Origin of the sequence: Ideonella sp. B508-1 (assembly GCF_000333615.1) — a bacterium.
Classification (GTDB): Bacteria; Pseudomonadota; Gammaproteobacteria; order Burkholderiales; family Burkholderiaceae_C; genus Ideonella.
In genome coordinates this window covers 1-2466 of the sequence record NZ_BADL01000241.1, presented here as the reverse complement: position 1 = coordinate 2466, position 2466 = coordinate 1, and the positions used below count along the sequence as shown (strand labels likewise).

The 2466-nt window shown below is 75.4% G+C and carries 3 protein-coding genes; all 3 read left to right on the top strand.

Features of this window, described 5'->3' with window-relative positions; genetic code table 11:
* The coding region (gspL, locus tag I73_RS27215) for a type II secretion system protein GspL (protein ID WP_148289766.1) at positions 1–1120 on the top strand (1120 nt) is incomplete at its 5' end.
* A complete protein-coding gene (gene gspM, locus I73_RS09960) occupies positions 1117–1641 on the top strand; it encodes a type II secretion system protein GspM (RefSeq protein WP_022980468.1) in 525 nt (174 codons plus the stop codon). The genes gspL and gspM, both read left to right, overlap by 4 nt.
* The coding region (locus tag I73_RS27210; RefSeq protein ID WP_051049155.1) for a hypothetical protein at positions 1638–2466 on the top strand (829 nt) is incomplete at its 3' end. The genes gspM and I73_RS27210, both read left to right, overlap by 4 nt.

The window sequence follows — 2466 nt, the reverse complement described above, 5'->3', positions numbered from 1 at the left end:
GCCCCCCCAAGCGCGCGGCGGGGACACGGTGTGGGTGGGCGCCGTGAACCGCAGCTGGGTGCGCGGCCAGATCGCGCGGCTGGAACCCAGCGGCCAGACCCTGGACCGGGTGGTGCCGGCCTGGCGCCCCGACGGCAGCACCGCCGCCCATGTGCACGGCAACCCCGAACACCCGCGGCTGGCCTGGCGCGACGCGCAGGGCGCGCTGTGCCTGCCGCTGACGGGCGCCCGCGCGCTGCTGCAGGCCGTGCCGGCCGAGGACAGCGCGCGCTGGAGCGCCACGCCCGACACCGCGGCCCAGGCCGCCGAACTGGCCGGCGCCCCGGTGGCCGCCCTGTCCCTGGGTGAATGGCTGATGCAGGCCGCGGCCGGCGAATGGAACCTGCGCCAGTTCGATCTGGCCGCCCAGCGGCGGGGCCACCGCGCCCTGCGCGAGAAACTCCTGCCCCTGTGGCGCAGCCCGCGCTGGCGTCCGGCGCGCATCGGCCTGGCCACCCTGCTGCTGGTGCAGCTGGTGGGCGCCAATGTCTGGGCCTGGCAGCAACGCCACGCGCTGGCGCAGCGTCAGCAAAGCATGACGGCACTGCTGCAGACCACCTTCCCACAGGTGCGGGCCGTCATCGACGCACCGGCACAGATGCAGAAGGAGATCGACCTGCTGCGGGCCGCCGCCGGCAAGCCGGGCGAGACCGACCTGGAGCCGCTGCTGGCCGCCGCCGAAGTGGCCTGGCCCTCGGGCCGCGGCCCGGCCAGCGCCCTGCACTACGAGCCCGGCCGCCTGACCCTGACCAGCCCCGGCTGGTCGCCCCCCGAGGTGGATGGCTTCCGCAGCCGGCTGCTGCCGCTGGGCCTGGACGCCGAGCCCTCGGCCAACGGCCCCAGCATCGTGAAGGCCCGCCCGGGCACCCCGCCGCCCAGTTCGGTGGCCCAACTGCCCTCGGCCACCGGCCCCCGCCCGGTGCCGAGCGCCCGGCCCGGCACCGCCCTCCCAGCGGCGGGAACCCTGGACGACGGGGAAGAGGTGGAGGTGTCCGGTCCCCCGCCGGCCAATGTGCCGGCCCGTCCGCTGGGCCGTGCCCCGGTGAACCCCAACGCGGCCTCGCACGACACACAGCCATGACCGAACACAGCACCGCACGCCCCGCCCTGGGTTCCGTGACCTCCGCGCTGGCCCCCCTGCAGGCCCGCTGGCAAACGCTCAATCCGCGCGAGCGCACCCTGGTCGGTGCCATGCTGGCCGCCCTGGGCCTGCTGCTGCTGTGGATGGTCTTCATCCGCCCGGTCTGGAAGACCTGGCGCGACGTGCCTGCCCAGGCCGAAGCGCTGGAAGCCCAATGGCTGCAGATGCAAAGGCTGGCCAGCGAGGCGCAGCAGCTCAAGGGCCAGAACCCCATCACCGCCGCCCAGGCCACCGAGGCCCTGCAGGCCGCCACCCAGCGCCTGGGGACGGTGGGCCAACTGGCCATCGTCGGCGACCGGGCCACCCTGAGCCTCAAGGCCGCCTCGCCCGACCAGTTGCGCACCTGGCTGAGCGAGGCCCGCCAAGGTGCCCGCACCCGTCCCATCGAACTGCAGCTCCAGCGCGACGGCACCGGCCACTTCAGTGGCCGCGTCGTGGTGGCCCTGCCCGGACAGCCGTGAGCCCGACCCCCACCTTCCGCTCCCGCTTCGGCGCGCCGCGCCGGGTGGCCGACGCCCGCCCGGAGGCCCGCCCGCGCCGCTGGGCCTGGGCCGGCGCGGCCCTGGGCCTGCTGGTGGCCCTGCCGATGACGCTGCCGGCCGCCTGGATGGCCAGCCTGGTGTCCCGTGCCACCGAAGGACGGCTGCAACTGGCCGAAGCCGAAGGCCCCTGGTGGGACGGCAGCGCCCTGCCGGTGCTCACTGGCGGGCCGGGCAGCCGGGACGCCTCCGTCCTGCCCTCGCGCCTGCACTGGCGGGTGGGCCTGCACTGGAACGGCCTGAGCCTGACGCTGTCGCAGCCCTGCTGCGCCGCCAGCCCGTTCACGCTGCGCTGGCAGGCCGGCTGGCGCCAGCAGCGGCTGAGCCTGGACACCGCCAGCGGTGATCTGCTGGGCCAGTGGCCGGCCAGCTGGCTGATCGGCCTGGGCGCCCCCTGGAACACGCTGCGCCCGGATGGCCAGCTGCGCCTGAGCAGCCACGGCCTGGCCCTGCTGTCCGGTCCCCAGGGCTGGTCGATCCAAGGTCAGGCCCAGGCCGAGCTGCTGCAGGCCTCCTCGCGGTTGGTGCCGCTGGACAGCCTGGGCAGCTACCGGCTGCAGATCTTCGGTCAGCCCGCCGGGGCGGCCCGCATCAGCCTGCAGACCCTGGAAGGGGCGCTGCTGCTGCAGGGCCAGGGCGAATGGCGCCAGGGGCAGTTGCACTTCCAGGGCCAGGCCCAGGCCGCCGAAGGGGCAGGAGCCTGTCCTGAACAATCTGCTGAACATCATCGGCCGCCGCCAGGGGCGC

What these genes read in the sequence shown, in the direction of transcription:
- gspM (WP_022980468.1), top strand. Translation starts at nt 1,117, where the DNA reads ATGACCGAACACAGCACCGCACGCCCCGCCCTGGGTTCCGTGACCTCC.